The sequence below is a fragment of the Bradyrhizobium sp. 63_E2_N1_3 genome (assembly GCF_052076005.1).
In the GTDB taxonomy this organism is placed as follows: Bacteria; Pseudomonadota; Alphaproteobacteria; order Rhizobiales; family Xanthobacteraceae; genus Bradyrhizobium; species Bradyrhizobium barranii.
Window position 1 is genome coordinate 7,162,131 of record NZ_CP197235.1, and the last position, 16,413, is coordinate 7,178,543.

General features: G+C 64.9%; 20 protein-coding genes. 6 read left to right on the forward strand and 14 right to left on the reverse strand.

Annotation, left to right across the window (positions count from 1 at the left end; genetic code table 11):
* The first annotated feature begins 9 nt into the window (after positions 1-9).
* Complete coding sequence (locus tag AB7531_RS34005) at positions 10-1,500, forward strand: HWE histidine kinase domain-containing protein (protein ID WP_063986598.1); 1,491 nt, start codon at positions 10-12, stop codon at positions 1,498-1,500.
* 88 nt (positions 1,501-1,588) lie between these two features.
* Here AB7531_RS34005 and AB7531_RS34010 read toward each other — a convergent pair whose 3' ends face one another.
* Positions 1,589-1,810 (reverse strand): hypothetical protein, encoded by a 222-nt coding sequence (locus tag AB7531_RS34010; RefSeq protein WP_063986599.1) that lies wholly within the window; start codon positions 1,808-1,810, stop codon positions 1,589-1,591.
* A 140-nt stretch (positions 1,811-1,950) separates the two neighbouring features.
* On the opposite strand from AB7531_RS34010, the gene AB7531_RS34015 reads away from it, so the two are divergent.
* On the forward strand, positions 1,951-2,208 hold the full coding sequence (locus AB7531_RS34015; RefSeq protein ID WP_063984952.1) for a hypothetical protein: 258 nt from the start codon (positions 1,951-1,953) through the stop codon (positions 2,206-2,208).
* A 96-nt stretch (positions 2,209-2,304) separates the two neighbouring features.
* Positions 2,305-2,550 (forward strand): hypothetical protein, encoded by a 246-nt coding sequence (locus AB7531_RS34020; RefSeq protein ID WP_063984953.1) that lies wholly within the window; start codon positions 2,305-2,307, stop codon positions 2,548-2,550.
* Between the two features lie 98 nt (positions 2,551-2,648).
* On the opposite strand, the gene AB7531_RS34025 is transcribed toward AB7531_RS34020, so the two are convergent.
* Together AB7531_RS34025 and AB7531_RS34030 are read right to left on the reverse strand one after the other, a co-directional pair.
* Positions 2,649-2,834: a hypothetical protein gene (locus AB7531_RS34025; protein ID WP_084795247.1), complete on the reverse strand. Its 186-nt coding sequence runs from the start codon at positions 2,832-2,834 to the stop codon at positions 2,649-2,651.
* A gap of 18 nt (positions 2,835-2,852) precedes the next feature.
* Complete coding sequence (locus AB7531_RS34030; RefSeq protein ID WP_063984954.1) at positions 2,853-3,074, reverse strand: hypothetical protein; 222 nt, start codon at positions 3,072-3,074, stop codon at positions 2,853-2,855.
* A gap of 115 nt (positions 3,075-3,189) precedes the next feature.
* On the opposite strand from AB7531_RS34030, the gene AB7531_RS34035 reads away from it, so the two are divergent.
* Positions 3,190-3,384 carry a DUF3072 domain-containing protein gene (locus tag AB7531_RS34035; protein ID WP_063984955.1) on the forward strand — a complete coding sequence of 65 codons (195 nt, stop codon included), beginning with the start codon at positions 3,190-3,192 and terminating at the stop codon, positions 3,382-3,384.
* Positions 3,385-3,456: 72 nt separating this feature from the next.
* Positions 3,457-3,744, forward strand: a complete 288-nt coding sequence (locus AB7531_RS34040) for a DUF6496 domain-containing protein (protein WP_063984956.1) — start codon at positions 3,457-3,459, stop codon at positions 3,742-3,744.
* A 12-nt stretch (positions 3,745-3,756) separates the two neighbouring features.
* Here the strand turns inward: AB7531_RS34040 and AB7531_RS34045 are convergent, their stop codons facing one another.
* Both AB7531_RS34045 and AB7531_RS34050 read right to left on the reverse strand, forming a co-directional pair.
* Positions 3,757-4,119, reverse strand: a complete 363-nt coding sequence (locus AB7531_RS34045) for a hypothetical protein (RefSeq protein WP_028148242.1) — start codon at positions 4,117-4,119, stop codon at positions 3,757-3,759.
* A gap of 271 nt (positions 4,120-4,390) precedes the next feature.
* On the reverse strand, positions 4,391-5,926 hold the full coding sequence (locus AB7531_RS34050) for a Do family serine endopeptidase (RefSeq protein ID WP_063984957.1): 1,536 nt from the start codon (positions 5,924-5,926) through the stop codon (positions 4,391-4,393).
* 194 nt (positions 5,927-6,120) lie between these two features.
* Between AB7531_RS34050 and AB7531_RS34055 the strand changes: the two genes are divergently transcribed.
* On the forward strand, positions 6,121-6,957 hold the full coding sequence (locus AB7531_RS34055) for a universal stress protein (RefSeq protein WP_441280235.1): 837 nt from the start codon (positions 6,121-6,123) through the stop codon (positions 6,955-6,957).
* Positions 6,958-6,988: 31 nt separating this feature from the next.
* On the opposite strand, the gene AB7531_RS34060 is transcribed toward AB7531_RS34055, so the two are convergent.
* The 9 genes from AB7531_RS34060 to AB7531_RS34100 form a co-directional block, all read right to left on the reverse strand.
* Positions 6,989-7,201, reverse strand: a complete 213-nt coding sequence (locus AB7531_RS34060) for a hypothetical protein (protein WP_028148245.1) — start codon at positions 7,199-7,201, stop codon at positions 6,989-6,991.
* A gap of 392 nt (positions 7,202-7,593) precedes the next feature.
* Positions 7,594-8,331, reverse strand: coding sequence for a ribulose-phosphate 3-epimerase (gene rpe, locus AB7531_RS34065; RefSeq protein ID WP_063984959.1), 738 nt, complete (start codon positions 8,329-8,331; stop codon positions 7,594-7,596).
* Positions 8,328-9,263, reverse strand: a complete 936-nt coding sequence (gene cbbX / locus AB7531_RS34070) for a CbbX protein (protein ID WP_063984960.1) — start codon at positions 9,261-9,263, stop codon at positions 8,328-8,330. Before cbbX ends, rpe begins: the two co-directional genes overlap by 4 nt.
* A gap of 98 nt (positions 9,264-9,361) precedes the next feature.
* Entirely contained in the window at positions 9,362-9,769 is a 408-nt protein-coding gene (locus AB7531_RS34075; RefSeq protein ID WP_063984961.1) for a ribulose bisphosphate carboxylase small subunit, read from the reverse strand.
* An 11-nt stretch (positions 9,770-9,780) separates the two neighbouring features.
* Positions 9,781-11,241 (reverse strand): form I ribulose bisphosphate carboxylase large subunit, encoded by a 1,461-nt coding sequence (locus AB7531_RS34080; RefSeq protein WP_063984962.1) that lies wholly within the window; start codon positions 11,239-11,241, stop codon positions 9,781-9,783.
* Between the two features lie 31 nt (positions 11,242-11,272).
* A complete protein-coding gene (gene fba / locus AB7531_RS34085; protein WP_063984963.1) occupies positions 11,273-12,358 on the reverse strand; it encodes a class II fructose-bisphosphate aldolase in 1,086 nt (361 codons plus the stop codon).
* Positions 12,359-12,372: 14 nt separating this feature from the next.
* The gene (tkt, locus tag AB7531_RS34090; RefSeq protein ID WP_063984964.1) at positions 12,373-14,394 is read right to left on the reverse strand and encodes a transketolase; all 2,022 of its coding nucleotides are present in this window, start codon (positions 14,392-14,394) and stop codon (positions 12,373-12,375) included.
* 16 nt (positions 14,395-14,410) lie between these two features.
* Positions 14,411-15,286, reverse strand: coding sequence for a phosphoribulokinase (locus tag AB7531_RS34095; RefSeq protein ID WP_063984965.1), 876 nt, complete (start codon positions 15,284-15,286; stop codon positions 14,411-14,413).
* Positions 15,287-15,298: 12 nt separating this feature from the next.
* Positions 15,299-16,336 carry a class 1 fructose-bisphosphatase gene (locus AB7531_RS34100; protein WP_063984966.1) on the reverse strand — a complete coding sequence of 346 codons (1,038 nt, stop codon included), beginning with the start codon at positions 16,334-16,336 and terminating at the stop codon, positions 15,299-15,301.
* Between the last annotated feature and the right edge of the window lie 77 nt (positions 16,337-16,413).

Here is a 16,413-nt window from a genome sequence, read left to right on the forward strand (position 1 = left end):
GATCCGCGAATGGACCACGAAAAGGTCAACATCCTCCTCGTCGACGACCAGCCGGCCAAGCTGCTCGCCTACGAGGTGATCCTGAAGGAACTCGGCGAGAACCTCGTGATCGCATCATCGGGCCGCGAGGCGCTGGAGGTGCTCCTCAAGACCGAGATCGCGGTGATCCTGGTCGACGTCTGCATGCCCGAGCTCGACGGATTCGAGCTGGCCGCGATGATCCGGGAGCATCCGCGCTTCCAGAAGACCGCGATGATCTTCATCTCGGCCATTCAGGTGAGCGACATCGACCGTTTGCGCGGCTACGAGATGGGCGCGGTCGATTACGTGCCGGTGCCTGTGGTGCCGGAGGTGCTGCGCGCCAAGATCAAGGTGTTCGCCGAACTCTACCGCAAGACGCGCGAGCTCGAACGGCTGAACCGGGAGCTCGAGGACCGCGTTCGCGCGCGCACGGCCGAGCTGGAGAATTCCACCGCAAAGCTGCGCGAGAGCGAAGAGCGGCGCAGCATGGCGATTGCCGCCGGCAAGATGGGATCCTGGGACTGGGACTGGGTCAACGGCGACTGGATGTGGGACGAAGGCCAGTACCGCATCTTCGGCGTGACGCCGGAGACCTTCAATGTCACCTCAGCCAATATCCAGGCGCTGCTGCACCCTGATGACGTCGACCAGTTCAGCCAGGCGATTGCCGCGTTCAACACCGGCGCGCACGCCTATGAAGGCGAGTTTCGCGTCAGCCGGCCCGATGGCGAGGTGCGCTGGTGCGTCGGCACGGCGGCCGCGACGGTGGACCAGGGCGGCCGCGTGGTGCGCGTGAGCGGCGTCACCGTGGACATCACCGAACGCAAACGCGCGGAAGAGAGACAAAACCTGCTCGCGCGCGAGGTGGATCATCGCGCCAAGAACGCGCTGGCGCTGGCGCAATCGATCGTGCGCCTCACCCGCGCCGACGAGGTCAAGGCCTACGTCAACGCCGTCGAAGGGCGCATCAACGCGCTGGCGCGCGTGCACACGATCCTGTCGCTGTCAAGCTGGCAGGGCGCCGAACTCTCGAGGCTGATCGACGAGGAACTCGCGCCCTACTCGCTCGGCGGCCAGATCAAGCTGGCCGGTCCGGAAGTTCAGCTGGCGCCGGCGACAGCGCAGACGCTGGCGCTGGCGCTGCATGAGCTCTTCACCAACTCGGCGAAATATGGCGCGCTCTCGACGCGGTCGGGGCGGCTCGCGATCGGCTGGCAAGTCGAGGACGACCACCTCACACTGACCTGGGACGAAACCGGCGGCCCGCTGGTGAGGACGCCGAAATCCCGTGGCTTCGGCACGCGGAGCCTGCTTGCCAGTGTGGAATCGCAACTCGGCGGACAGGCGGAATTCAACTGGCGTGCCGAAGGCCTGTTGTGCCGCCTTGAGGTGCCGCTGACGCGGAAGACCGTAGCGCCGTCGGCCGCGAGCAAGTTCGACGCGGCTCCGTCCGAACCCCTTCAGCAGGCCTCAGGCTAGCGCGTCTGCGAGCGAAGTGGGCTCCGGTTCGCGCGTAAAGACAGGAATCTGGAGCTTCGGCCCTGATTCACTCAGAACCGATCATGCTCTAGCGCGTCGCGGCGACCCTCATGCTCTGCATCGCCTGCGGTTCGTCAGCGACACGTCCTTCCAGCCAGGCTTCCGTTTGCGAAAGCTCGCGCAGCGCCCGCGCGTAACGGCGGGCTGCGCTCCGCTCGGCGCCGCGCGGCAGCTTGCGCGCCTTGCGCAGCATATCCGCAGCCGCGTTGCGATAGGCCAGCGAGCGATAGAGAAAGACGACCTTACCCATATCGAATGTTCCCGTGTTGATGGCATTCATCCTCGCAAGACCGCCATGAACGTCGGATGAAGCGGGGAATGACAAAATCGTCATGACAATGGAACCCGCAATCGTCGTGCGCGTTTTATGCCACACCGCGAGGCGGTTCCATGCGCGGGAAAAAGTCGCCGAGCCTCATCTCTCCGACCGGCGTCATCAAGCTGATGACGCATGCGATGATGGGCGCAGCCCTCGGCCTTGTCTTCGGGCTCGCCCTCGTCCTGTTCAATCCGGCAGTCGCAAATTTGCTGAACCACGGCGGACATTCGGCCGCCATGGTCTTCATCATCACACTGGTGACGACGTTCGCGATCGGGGCGACGCTCACGGGCCTCATGTTCATCCTCGCCGAGGACAAGGAATTTTGAAGCGCGCGTGACGCGCACCGGGCGCTTTCGTTCGGAACTCCTGCGGCAAATGGCAGTTGGCTGCCTGCGTCAATTCAACTCAGGGAGTTCCCGCGCGTGAAAACCACCAAGCTCGCTCTTACCGTGATGTTGGCAACTGGCCTCGCCGCCGCTCCGTTCGCCGTGCAGGCCAAGTCGCATAAGGCCAAGCATGGATCCGCTATGTCCTCGTCGCAGACCACGGGTGCCAACACCAAGTCCTCCAAGGGCGCTGATCCCTCCGGTCAAGGTGGTTCTGGCCCCGGCTCCGACCAAGGCGGCACCATGACGAACAACAAGGGCGGCATGAGCAACACCAAGTGAGCTCCGGCCGACCATCAAAGGCCTCGCGGCGACGCGGGGCCTTTCGCTTTGGAGCTGGAGCTTGGAGCTGGATTGGGAATCCTTCCAGCGTCAGATCGCTAAAGCGGCCGTCCCGCGGCATTCGCCTTCACGAGATGCTCGAGCTGTGCACGTTTGCGTGCGATCAGGAGTTGGGCTGCGGCATCGTCGAGACCCTCGCGCTGCAATTGCCGGATGGCGGAGCCGAGTTCGAGAATTTCGGCGCGCAGCTTTAGAATCCGGTACGTGTCCGGGTCTTCGTCCACCGCACGCTCCCAAAATTCTCAGCGGCGCGCGATCACGCGCAGCGGACTGCCGGATGTCGTTGCAGGACGAAGGCGTACCCGCTCGCGGACGTCAGGCAGGACATCGCCGCCACCGGCCGCCTTCCATTCGCCGATCAGCAGGTTGATTTTCCGGCGCAGATCCATCTGCGCCAGGGCCTTTTCCGTGCAGTCGCGGTCGCGATTGACGAGGTCGCGCACAGACACCTCAATGTCGGCCATCTCAAGCCTCAAGGCGCTGATTTTGCGTCGAATTTCATTAATTCTGTTGTCCATGGCTTGTTAGAACAAAATAAGAACATATAGTCAAGTCAGGATTTGAGAACGGAGAGGCCAGATGCAGGTTCAGGGTAAATACGACGCCAGGGTTTTCCTCGCGGAACAGATGACGAGAGCGCAGGGGCTGAGGCTGAAGCGTCTGAGCGAGGAGGCCTATCAGCCCACCCAATACGATCGGGCTCTGTCCTCGACTGAGGCTGCGCGCCGCATTCGAGCGCTGGAAGACGAGATCGAGTTGGCGAACTCCTTCTGAGGAGCGCGGCCAGCGCATTTGGAACGTAGGGTCAGTGATGCGGTTCTTTCCCGTGGCCAAGGGAGAGAGTCGATGGCACGCAAGGCAAAGAAGCGCCGCTACTCACGCAGCGCCGGCGGTGATGTCGAGCGCGAGATGCGCCGCTATAAGAAGGGCACCGCGAAAAGCGGCCCCGGCGGTCGTGGCGGACGCGTGAAGAGTCGCAAGCAGGCGATCGCAATCGGCCTGTCGGAAGCGCGCGCGAAGGGCAAGAAGGTCCCGAAGAAGGCGTCGAAGCGGAAAACGTCCAAGAAGAAGACAGCCAAGAAGACGGCCAAGACAACGAAGAAGACCGCGAAGCGCAAGTCCAGCAAGCGGTAACGCCGATCCGGGTCAGATCATGCTGCCCGGCATGAAGCAGCGGATCGAAATCCCGAACGCAGTCTTCACCGGCCACACCATGGTGTGGCCAGCCCGGTTTGGCTCGGTGATGACGGCCTCATCAGGCACGTCCACCCACTGCCCGTCGAGCCGCACGCGATAGTGCCCATCGTGCGATTCCCAATCGGGGTCGGATACAGCAAAGCCATCTGCATCCGAGCAGCAGGGCCCGAGATGGCTGCGCAAACTGTCGAACCAGGGTTTTAGCGGCGAGTTGGCGTAGCGGCCATCGTCGCGCCCCAAGGCGCTTCCGGTCGTCAGGACAAGCGGCGCCACAAGCAGCGCACACCTCAGCGAGAGCTTCAATCGATCCATGTCGGCACCGATCAAATGCGAACCACCGGTTCCACAAGAAGGCCGGGCGTTCGAAGTTCCACTCCTGCAATTCGCCTGGGCGTCTTCATTGACGCCAAAGCCCAACACGTGATTCCCAACTGTGACGAGCGAACGCGGCTTTTTCGGACGAACCCGTCATCAACGCTGCCGTTAACGAGAATGTTATCGACACCTGTGGGAATCTTCCAGACGCGCACGAAAAAGGCGGCCCGCAGGCCGCCTTTTGAGTTTGCCGCGGGAAGCGCGAGGCTTAGGCCAGCGGCACCGCGACGAACCGCGTCGCTTCCTGGCTCTTCACCTGCAACAGCACGCTGTTCTTGCCGGATGATTTGGCCTGCGCCAGCTCGGAGCGGACATCACCGACATTGGCAACGGCCTTGCCGCCGACGTTGAGAATGACGTCGCCGGTCTGGATGCCGCGCTGCGCGGCGGGTCCCTGCGGATCGACCTCGGTCACGACGACGCCCTTCTGGCCCGCGCCCTGGACGTCGCCGGCCGGCGCCAGGCTGAGACCGAGGCGCGGCGTGCCGGTGTTCGGCTGCGCCTTGCCCTCGCCGGCCTTGGCCTGCCGCTCGTTCGGCAACTCGCCGAGGGCGAGTGTCACCGTCTTGCTCGCGCCTTTGTGGAAGACGTCGAGCTTCACGGAGGTGCCCGGCGCCAGGGTGGCAATGGTGCGGGCGAGATCGCGGGAGTCCTTGATCGCGGTACCGTTGACGGCGGTAATGACGTCGCCCGCCTCGATGCCGGCCTTCGCCGCGGGGCTGCCGTCCTGCGGATTGTCCACGATCGCGCCGCGCGCCTCCTTGAGGCCGAGGCTGTCGGCGATCTCGGCGCTCACCGGCTGCACCTGCACGCCGAGCCAGCCGCGGGTGACCGAGCCCTTGTCCTTCAGCTGCGCGACGACGAGCTTCGCGGTCGAAGCCGGAATGTCGAAGCCGATACCGACCGAACCGCCGGAGGGCGAGAAGATCGCGGTGTTCACGCCGATCACGTTGCCGTTCATGTCGAAGGCCGGACCGCCGGAATTACCCTTGTTGATCGGCGCGTCGATCTGGATGAAGTCGTCATAGGGACCGTTGCCGATGTCGCGACCATTGGCCGAGACGATGCCGGCGGTCACGGTGCCACCGAGGCCGAAGGGGTTGCCGACCGCGACCACCCAGTCGCCGATGCGCGGCTTCTGGTCGGAGAATTTGACGAACGGAAAGTCCCTCTTGCCATCGACCTTGATCAGCGCGAGATCGGTCTTCGGATCGGTGCCTACCACCTTCGCGGTGTAGCTCGTGCCGTCATCCATAGTCACCTGTACCGACTCGGCGTGATCGACGACGTGGTTGTTGGTCACGGCATAGCCGTCGGCGGAGATGAAGAAGCCGGAACCCTCGCCCGTGATCATCTGGTGGCGCTGGCGCGGCATGCCGTTCATGCCACCCGGGCCGCGGAAGCCGAACTGCCGCGAAAACTGGTCGAACGGCGAATCCTCGTCCGAATCCATCCGGTTCTGTTGCAGCATCGCGCTCTTGTCATTGTCCTGGTCGATCCTGACCCGCACCGAGATGACGGCGGGTTTGACCTTGCTGACGAGATCGCCGAAGCCCGGCGGCGTCGCGGCGGCTTCCGCCGCCTGGGCCGGCCCGATGAAGGAATTCAGACCGAACTGCGAAGAGGCGGGAGAGGCAGCGAGCACGGCCACGCCAAGCGCGGCCACGGTGCCCAGCAGCGCAAGCCGGCGCGGCTTCAATATCTTGCGGGACGTGGTGGTGTCGGAATTGACGTGATCGTTCATGTCGAAATGTCCATGTTGGGTAAGTCGCCTTGCAACCAACATGGACATCGTCACCTTACGGCGTCCCGTCCGTCCGATTAAATCTTGGCAAAGGTGCCGCGAAAATCAGGGCTGCACATTTGATGCGGCTCAACGCAGGCCCCGTGCGCCGTGATAGACTGCGGCCACTGGATGATGTCCACCGGAGGCGCGCCATGTACAAAGACATTCTCGTCCACATCCCGACCGAGCGCCCGATGAGCGCGGTGATCGACGGCTCGATCTCGCTCGCGGCGAGACTCAACGCACACGTCGACGCGGTCGCCGTCGGGTACGTCGCGAGCAGCACTGCCTACGTCCTGGATGGCGGTGCCGCCGTAGCGGCGGTGTTCGAGATGGAGCGCGAGCGCGCGGTGGAGCGTGCCGAGGCCGCGTTGGCGATATTTCGGAGCGAAGCCACGAACGCCGGCATCTCCTGCATCTGCCACCCGCTCGGCGCAATCCCGGCGGACGCAGCCGGCTCGCTCGGCGAGATGGCGCGGCTCCACGATCTCAGCATCGTGCTGCAGCCCGATCCGGCGCAAGGCTCATTCGACAATGATATGCCCGGCGAGATCCTGTTCCAGGCGGGCGGACCGGTGCTGTTCCTGCCCTACACCTTTCGTGGGTCATTCAGGGCGAACCGGATCGGCATCTGCTGGGATGGCAGCCGCCTCGCCGCCCGCGCGATGCGCGACGCCGCTCCCTTCCTGGCCCGCGCCGAGGAGATCGTGATCATCACGATCAACGAAGCCGACGCCGTTCCCGACGAAGTCTCGGCAAGCCATCTGGCAAGACACCTCGGCCGGCGCGGATTGTCGACCCGCACGGTCAGCCTGTCGGCGGCACGCGCCGACATCCAGCCGACCATCCTGTCGCTGGCCGCCGACGAGAGCCTCGATCTCCTGGTCATGGGCGGCTACGGCCACTCACGATTGCAGGAACGTTTCCTCGGCGGCGTCACCCGCGCCATGCTGGAAGCCATGACGGTCCCGACGCTGATGTCGCATTGATCGAGAGATGATCCGCAACGGACCGACGCCCTCAGGCCGCAGCAGGGGTCTCAAATGGCGCGGTGGCGATGGCGTCGTCCTCGGGTTGCGCATTGCACGCGTCGAAATGCGCCTTCAGCGCAATCTCGGCGAGATATTCGAAATGTTCGGCTTGGCCAAGGAGTTGCCAGTTCTGGAGCGGCCGATAGGCCGCCTGCTGACGACAGAGAGACGCCAGCGCCCGGTAGCGACGTACGTTCTCCATGAGACCCTCCCTCGCATTCACTGAGCTTATTGCCCTGATTTACGTCAGGCCGATGGCGGTTATGCAAAACATTTACTGCGTGCGAGGCGCCCCGCGCAACCTGGGTTAACGTCTGGGAAACGCGCAGGCCTCCATTGGTTCCTATCGGAGAACTCCACGTGGAACTCATTGGCCAGGCGTAGCGCTGGCGCGCGACGGAGATGCCGATCAGATCAAGATACCGTTCGATCGATTCCGGCCACCCGATGAGATTGCCCTGCATTTCTGCGCAGAACTCTCGCGCGAGGAAGGCCCGCTGCGCTGTGCGGCATGCCCTGTAGAACCTCGGACGGGATGGCACGCCATGGCACAACCAGTGCGACGCCGGCGCTGCCACGCCTGTATGCCGTATTCTACCGGGTGAGCGCGGCCTCGCCGGCCCGGATCGTCTGTGCCGAACCATGTTGCAGCTTCGAAACCCGGCCGGCCTCCGCAGCAGCGCGGATGGCGGCGATGTTGCCCGCATAATCGGCGCTGCTCTTGCCGCGGAACACGGCCGATCCTGCCACGAGGGTGTCGGCGCCCGCGGCAGCCACGGCGGCGGCATTGTCGCGCGTGATGCCGCCATCGACCTCGAGCCGGATCGGCCGGTCGCCGATCATGCTTCGAATGCGCCTGATCTTCTCGATCTGGGAGTCGAGGAAGGACTGGCCGCCGAAGCCGGGATTGACCGTCATCACCAGCACGAGGTCGAGACGATCAAGCACGTATTCGATCGCGGCTTCCGGTGTAGCCGGACACAGGCTGACGCCAGCTTTCTTGCCGAGCGCACGGATGGCCTGGAGCGAGCGGTCCAGATGCGGGCCGGCTTCGGCATGGACCGTGATGACGTCGGCGCCTGCCTTTGCGAACGCCTCCAGGTAGGGATCGGTCGGCGCGATCATCAGATGCACGTCAAAGATCTTCGCCGTCGCCGGTCGGATCGCCTTGATGACGTCGGCGCCGAAGCTGATGTTCGGCACGAAGTGCCCGTCCATGACGTCGCAGTGGATCCAGTCGGCGCCGGCAGCATCAATAGCCCTAATCTCCTCGCCGAGGCGCGCGAAATCGGCGGCCAGGATCGAAGGCGCGATGAGGATTTCTCTCGTCATGGCTTCGCACTCCTCTGCGCGTCCGCACCACCGCTGAAAACGCGACTCGCAAGGACATCCGTCGGATCGATCGTTTCGAGATCGGCGACATCGAGCATGCGGTCGAGATCGGAGACGAGGCGATCGGCCTGCCGCAGGCGGATGCGATCGACCGCGTTGCGGATCGAGCGCGCATTGGAGAAGAACGGCTGGGTCCGGCGCAGCGCGATGTATTTTTCAAAGGCCCCGCGCGCCGCCGCCGAGAAGCGGTATCCACGCTCCTTCAGCATCAGCTCGGCGATGACGAGAAGCTCGGCTTCCGCATAGTCCGGGAAGTCGATGTGATGGGCGATGCGCGAACGGAAGCCCGGGTTGGAGGCAAAGAAGCTCGTCATCCGCTCGCCATAGCCGGCGAGGATCACGACGAGGTCCTCGCGCTGGTTCTCCATCACCTGGAGCAGAATCTCGATCGCCTCCTGGCCGTAATCTCGCTCGTTGTCAGGCCGGTGCAGATAATAGGCCTCGTCGATGAACAACACGCCGCCCATCGCCTTCTTCAAGATCTCCTTCGTCTTCGGCGCGGTATGGCCGATATACTGGCCGACGAGATCGTCGCGCGTCACCGAGATCACCTGCCCGCGCCGCACGAAACCGAGACCGTGCAGGATCTTTGCCATGCGCAGCGCCACCGTGGTCTTGCCCGTGCCCGGATTACCGGTGAACGACATGTGCAGTGTCGGTGGCGACGATGCCAGTCCCGCACGCTGGCGGATGCGCTCGATCAGCAGCAGTGACGCGATCTGGCGCACGCGGTTCTTGACCGGCCGGAGGCCGATCAGCTCCTGCTCGAGCTGTTGCAGCGTGTCGGTGATCCCGGCCGCCTCGGCCTCCTTGCGGAGATCGAAACTGGTCTCGCTGGTTTCAGCGGTCGTCGCATGAGGGACATCAAGCATCGGCACCTCGAAGAAAAGAGCTTCGCCGCGGGGGGAGCGGCGAAGCAGTGGTCCGCCAAGGAAACGGAGCAGGGAGTGCTCCGCGCGGAGAGGAGTAACTAGGTCGACGCGTGCGCGGCCGGCCGGCGCACGGTGGTGTAGCGGATCGCACGTCCGCCCACCTCCTGCCGCACCAGGTCGAACTCGGCTTCCTGCGGCGGGCGGTTGACGAGGAACGAGATCCGCACCGATTCCCAGCCATGGCTGGAGTCGAATCCACTGATGCGGATGTAGCGGTCGCCGTAAACCCTGCGGCATTCGGCGAGCTCCATCATCACGCCGGCGGCGTCCTGGAGGTCGAACATCGGCAGGCCCCACATCTCCCAATAGGTGTTGCGGGGATGCGGATCGTCGGTGAACTCGATATTCACCGCCCAGCCATTGGCCAGGCAATACTGCACCTGCTTGGTGATCTGGTCGTCGGTCAGATCAGGCAGGAACGAGAAGCAGCCCTGGGTCAGTTTCATGTCAAAACTCCTCAAACGGTTTCGAGCGCGGTCGGCACGAAGTCCGGCGTATCAGTGGATTGATAGTTGAAGCTGACGTCCTTCCAGACCTCGAGCGCGGCCTTTAGCGGGGTGCAGGTCTCGGCCGCCCTCGCCAGGATCTCGGGACCTTCATGGACGTAGTCGCGCCCCTCGTTGCGGGCGAGGATCATCGCCTCGAGCGCCACGCGGTTGGCGATCGCGCCAGCCGCAATGCCCATGGGATGGCCGATGGTGCCGCCGCCGAATTGCAGCACGACGTCCTCGCCTAGGAGATCGAGCAGCTGGTGCATCTGGCCGGCATGGATGCCGCCGGAGGCGACCGGCATCATCTTGTTCAGGCTCGCCCAGGACTGGTCGAAGAACAGGCCATGCTCGAGCTTGGTCGGGTTGAAGTCTTCGCGGCAGACATCGTAATAGCCGCGCGTGGTGTTGGGATCGCCTTCGAGCTTGCCGACCACCGTGCCGGCGTGGATGTGGTCGACGCCGGCGAGCCGCATCCACTTCGCGATGACGCGGAACGACACGCCGTGGCTCTTCTGCCGCGTATAGGTCGAGTGACCGGCGCGATGCAGATGCAGGATCATGTCGTTGCGCCGTGCCCATTTCGCCATGGACTGGATCGCGGTGTAGCCGATCACGAGATCGATCATGACGATGCACGACCCGAGCTCTTTGGCGAACTCTGCGCGCTCGTACATGTCCTCCATCGTCCCCGCGGTGATGTTTAGGTACGTGCCCTTGACCTCGCCGGACGCCGCCTGCGCGCGATTCACGGCCTCCATGCAATAGAGGAAGCGGTCACGCCAATGCATGAAGGGCTGCGAGTTGATGTTCTCGTCGTCCTTGGTGAAGTCGAGCCCGCCCTTGAGCGCCTCGTAGACCACGCGGCCATAGTTGCGCCCGGACAAGCCGAGCTTCGGCTTCACCGTCGCGCCCAGCAGCGGCCGGCCGAACTTGTCGAGCCGCTCACGCTCGACCACGATGCCGGTCGCCGGCCCCTGGAACGTCTTCACATAGGCGACCGGGAAGCGCATGTCCTCCAGACGCAGCGCCTTCAGCGGCTTGAAGCCGAACACGTTGCCGATGATCGAGGCCGACAGGTTGGCGATCGAACCCGGCTCGAACAGGTCGAGGTCGTAGGCGATGTAGGCGAAGTACGAGCCCGGCGTGCCGGGCACCGGATCGACACGGTAGCACTTTGCGCGATACTTCTCCGCAGCGGTCAGGCGATCGGTCCACACCACCGTCCAGGTCGCGGTCGAGGATTCGCCGGCAACCGCCGCTGACGCCTCGATGGGGTCCACGCCCTCCTGCGGCGTCACGCGGAACAGCGCGATGACATCGGTGTCCTTCGGCGTGTAGTCGGGCTCCCAATAGCCCATGCGCGCGTATTCCATCGTGCCCGATCGATAGCGCTCTTTGCCCCGGACGGTTCCTGCGTGTGCATTCATGGCTCTCTCCTGCTCTTCTCTCTCTGAATGATTAGGCGGCGACCGACTCGCGGGCGCCGATGCGCGGGTCGAGCTCGCCGGCGCGATAGCGCCGCGCCATCTCGCTCAAGGGAATGACCTTGATCTTGCTGGCGTGGCCCGCGGTGCCGAACTGCTCGAAGCGATCGCGGCAGAGCTCGCGCATCGCATCCATCGCAGGCTTGAGGAATTTGCGCGGATCGAACTCCGAGCGCGTTTGCGCGGCGACCTTGCGGAACACCGCGGTCATCGCGAGGCGACAGTCGGTGTCGATGTTGACCTTTCGCACACCGCTCTTGATGCCGCGGACGATCTCCTCCACCGGCACGCCCCAGGTCTGCGGCATCTCGCCGCCGAACTGATTGAACATGTCCTGGAGCGGCTGCGGCACCGAGGAGGAGCCGTGCATCACGAGATGCGTATTCGGCAGGCGGCGGTGAATCTCCTCGACCACCCGCATCGCCAGGATGTCGCCATCAGGCTTGCGGCTGAACTTGTAGGCGCCGTGGGACGTGCCCATCGCGATCGCGAGCGCATCGACCTTGGTGGCGCGGACGAAGTCGACGGCTTGGTCGGGATCGGTGAGGAGCTGGTCGTGGCTGACCTTGCCCTCGACGCCGTGGCCGTCCTCCTGCTCGCCGCCGCCATGCTCGAGCGAGCCGAGCACGCCGAGCTCGCCTTCGACGGAGGCGCCCACCCAATGCGCGAGATCGACGACGCGGCGGGTGATGTCGACATTGTAGTCGTAATCGGCGGCGGTCTTGGCGTCGGCCTTGAGCGAGCCGTCCATCATGACGGAGGTGAAGCCGTGGGCGATGGCGGAGGCGCAGGTCGCCTCGTCATTGCCGTGGTCCTGGTGCATGCAGAGCGGAATGTCCGGATAGGTCCGCTCCAGCGCGTCGATCATGTGCGAGAGCATGAGATCGCCGGCATAGCTGCGCGCGCCGCGCGAGGCCTGGATGATCACGGGCGCATCGACCTCGGCCGCGGCCTGCATGATCGCAATACCCTGCTCCATGTTGTTGATGTTGAACGCCGGCACCGCGTAGCCGTGGTTGGCGGCGTGATCGAGCAGCTGACGAAGGGTGATACGGGCCACGAAAGTTCCTCCTGTTATGGCTTGCCGGCGCGGGTGATCGTCCGCCGGGCGGCTTCGGCAACGCTTTGCGGCGTGATGCCGAATTCGCGGTAGAGCACGGGCGCCGGCGCAGAGGCGCCGAAGCCGCGCATGCCGACGAACTCGCCGTCAGTGCCGATCCAGCGATGCCAATCGCCGGCGACTGCGGCCTCGATGCCGACGCGCGGGGCAGTGCCGAGCACACAGGCGCGGTAGTCCTCCGGCTGCTCCTCGAACAGCGCGAAGCATGGCGCGGAGACCACGGCGGCGCGGATATGTTCCGTCGCGAGCAGGCGAGCGGCTTCCAGCGCGATCGAGACTTCGGAGCCGGTCGCCATCAACGTGACGTCGCGACCGCCGTCCGGCGAGACGATGAGGTAGGCGCCGCGCGCGACACGGTTCCTGCCGCGCACGTCGCTGCGGAATGTCGGCAGCGCCTGACGCGACAGACACAGCACGGAGGGGCGATCTTCCGCCTCGAGCGCGCAGTCCCAGGCTTCCAGCGTCTCGACCGCGTCGGCGGGGCGGAACACCAGAAGATTCGGGATGACGCGCAGCGCCGCGAGATGCTCGACGGGCTGATGCGTGGGACCGTCCTCGCCAAGACCGATGGAGTCGTGGGTCATCACATGGATGACGCGCAGCCGCATCAGGGCCGCAAGACGGATCGCCGGCCGGCTGTAGTCGGAGAAGGCGAGAAAGGTGCCGCCATAGGGGATGAATCCGCCATGCAACGCGAGGCCATTCATCGCGGCGGCCATGCCGTGCTCGCGGATGCCGTAGTGGATGTAGCCGCCGGCGAACGCCCCACGCGTCACCGGAGTCTGCGCTTTGGCGTGCGTGAGGTTCGAATGCGTCAGGTCCGCCGAGCCGCCGACCAGTCCGGGAATTGTCCCGGCAATGCCGTCGAGCACCTGTTGCGAGGCTTGCCGCGTCGCCAGCTTCGGACGCTCGCTGGCAAAGCGCTCGCGCAATTTCGCCGAGGCCTGGGCATAGGCCTCCGGCAGGGCAACGGCCTTGCCCTCGATGAACAGCTCGCGCTGCGCGGCCGTCGCGCATTCGTAGCGGTCGAGCCAGGCAAGACGCTCGACCTGCCCGCGCTGTCCGATCATCCGCCATGCCTTGAGGATCGGGATCGGGACCACGAAAGGCTGATAGTCCCAGCCGAGCGTCCGCCGCGCCGCCGCTGTTTGCTCGGTGCCGAGCGGCGCACCATGCGCCTTCTCGGTGCCCTGACGGTCCGGCGCGCCATAGCCGATGATGGTACGGCAGGCGATCAGCGACGGTCTTGTGCTCTCACGCTCTTCGGCAATCGCCTGCGCAACCGCTTCGGGGTCATGGCCGTCGACACGGCGGACCGACCAGCCGGACGCCGCAAAGCGCGCGAGCTGATCATCGGAAGTGGCCAGCGAGGTCGGCCCGTCGATGGAGATGCCGTTGTCGTCGAACAGCACAATCAAACGGCCGAGCTGGAGATGACCGGCGAGCGAGATCGCCTCCTGGCTGATGCCTTCCATCAGGCAGCCGTCGCCCGCGATCACATAGGTGAAGTGATCGACCAGGCCGTCGCCGTGCCGTGCATTGGCCATGCGCTCGGCGAGCGCCATGCCGACAGCGGTCGCAATCCCCTGCCCCAGCGGCCCGGTCGTGGTCTCGACACCCGGCGTGTGGCCGTATTCCGGATGCCCCGGCGTCTTCGAGCCCCACTGCCGGAACGCCTTGATGTCGTCCAGGCTGACGTCGCCGCCGGTGAGATGCAGCAGCGCATAGAGCAGCATCGAACCGTGGCCCGCCGACAGCACGAAGCGGTCGCGATCCGGCCAATTCGGGTGAGCCGAGTCGAATTTCAGGAACCGCGAGAACAGCACGGTTGCGACGTCGGCCATGCCCATGGGCAGGCCGGGATGGCCGGACTGCGAGGTCTCGATCGCATCGACCGCGAGGAAGCGGACGGCATTGGCGAGATCGTTGTGCGCGACTGCCGTGATGTCGGCTTCAGCGTGGACGGAGATGTTCATCGGATTCTCTCCCTGTTCACTTCAGATTTCGCTTGCGCTCGATCAGCTGCATGATCAGCGGCGTCAGGATCAGCTGCATCGCCAGATCGAGCTTCGCGCCTGGACACACGATGGAGTTCGCGCGGGACATCCAGCTGTGGGGAAGCATCGACAGCAGATAGGGGAAGTCGATGCCGCGCGGATTCTTGAAGCGGATCACGACCATCGATTCGTCCGGCGTCGGGATCCAGCGCGCGATGAACGGATTGGAGGTGTCCACCGTCGGCACGCGCTGGAAGTTGATGTCGGTCTCGGTGAATTGCGGGCAGATGTAGTGGATGTAGTCGGGCATCCGCCGCAGGATGGTGTCGGTGACGGCCTCGGTCGAATAGCCGCGGGCGCTGCGGTCGCGGTGCAGCTTCTGGATCCATTCGAGATTGATGACCGGCACGACGCCGATCTTGAGATCGGCGTAGCGCGCGACATTGACCTTGTCGGTGACGACGGCGCCGTGCAGGCCCTCGTAGAACAACAGGTCCGAATTTTCCGGCAGCCGCTCCCACTCGGTGAAGGTCCCGGGCGCCGTACCATGCAGTGCGGACTCCTCGGCATCATGGACATAGTGCCGCGTCGTCGCGGTGCCGGTCTCGCCATAGTCGCGGAAGGCACGCTCCAGCTCCTCGAACAGGTTGGTCTCGGGGCTGAAATGGCTGAAATGCTTGTTGCCGCGTTCGGCCTCCTGCGCCATCTGCGTGCGCATCTCGGCACGATCATAGCGATGGAAGGCGTCGCCCTCGATGTAGACGGCGTTGACCTTCTCGCGGAAGAAGATCTGCTCGAACGTCTTCTTGACCGAGGTGGTGCCGGCGCCGGAGGAGCCGGTGATGGAGATGATCGGATGCTTCCTGGACATGGGTCGCCTCGCTCACAGCCGGAAGAAGCCGCGCCGCGCGAACAGCGGTGCGGAGATGCTGGCGACCAGCAGCGGATCGCAATGCAGTTCCTCGACGCGCTGCACCTCGTTGCTCGAGCCCATGATCAGCGGCACGCGCTGGTGCAGGCTCTGCGCCGATAGCTCGAGGATGCGCTCGCGCCCGGTCGTGGCGGAGCCGCCGGCCTGTTCGATGATCATGGCCATCGGGTGCGCCTCGTAGGTGAGGCGCAAGCGGCCGTCGCCATAGCCGGGGCGCGCGTCCGAGGGATAGAGGAACACGCCGCCGCGGGTGAGTATTCGGTAGGCCTCCGCAACCAGCGAGCCGATCCAGCGCATGTTGAAATTGTGGTTGGCGGGCCCTTCGACGCCGGCAAGACATTCGTCGACGAAGGCGCGGACCGGCGTATCCCAGTGGCGGCGGTTCGACGCATTGATCGCGAATTCTTCGCACGTCTCGGAGATCTGCACGGCGCTGCGCGCGAGGCGGAAGCAGCCCGCCCTGCGGTCGAGCGTGAAGATGTCGACGCCGTCGCCGAGCGTCAGCACCAGTGAGGTCTGCGGCCCATAGGTGACGAACCCCGCGGCAAGCTGCGCCGAGCCGCGCTGATGGAAGGCGAGAGCCAGGTCATCCGGGGCAGGCAGGATCGAGAAGATCGTGCCGACGGTCATGTTGATGTCGATGTTGGAGGAGCCGTCGAGCGGATCGATCGCGACGCAGATTTTTGCCTCGCGGTCGCCGATTTGCGGCTCGCGCATCTCCTCCGACGCGAGCGCCGCGATCGGCAGTCTGCTGAGACAGCGGCGCAGGATCGCATCGGCCTGGAGGTCGAGGTCGCGCTGGAGATCGCCGTCGCTGTTGCGGCCGGTGGTCAGGCCCGATGCGTCCGCGGAATCGCCGGTGGCGATGAGGTCGGCGATCTCGATCGCCGCCGCCGCGATGGCATCGACTGCGGCTGCCACGGCCAGCGCATGCGGCGCCGTCTCGGAATACCGTTGAAGGTGGTCGTCCAACCTGAGTTGCCCGGTCATCTGCGTCCATCCCCTTGCGGGCGCCGCTTCCAGTTCCCTCCCCGCTGGAGGTCGGTGCGGTCGGTCCCAACACGAGG